At 64.1% G+C, this 476-nt stretch carries 1 protein-coding gene; it reads left to right on the top strand.

The features are described from left to right. Positions 1–51 precede the first annotated feature (51 nt). Positions 52–476: ABC transporter permease subunit (locus AC5RWQ_RS30390; RefSeq protein WP_494286030.1), on the top strand; the 425-nt coding region annotated here is incomplete at its 3' end.

The raw sequence follows: 476 nt of genomic DNA on the forward strand, positions 1-476 counted from the left end.
ATGCCGGAGACCTATCGTGTCGCCTCCGGTGCTCGTCTACCCGCCCATATATTGGACCTGCCGATCAGCATGGCCATGGTCATCATGACGGTCGTCGCGCTGGTCATCGTGGTCAACGACAGAAGCGGCGTGAACGGCTTCGAATGGCGCATGACCGGCCTCAATGCCCGTTTCGCGCAGTACTCTGGCGTGAACCTGTCGCGACAGACGCAAAGGGTGGCATTCCTCAGCGGTGCGCTGGCCGGCCTGGTCGGCGCCCTGCTGATCCTCGGGCAGCAGTATCGCTTCACCGACGGCGCCTTGCTTGCTCCGGGCTACACATGGTCCGGGCTGATGGCGGCCGTCCTTGCCATGGCCAGCCCGATCGCGACGATCGTCACCTCGGTGTTCTTCGCCGCGCTTCAGGTCGGCGGCTTTTCCATGGAGCGAGCGCTTGGTCTGCCGGCGGTCCTGACATGGGTACTGCAGGCGTTGAT

The sequence above is a fragment of the Micromonospora sp. BS32 genome (genome assembly GCF_059089345.1).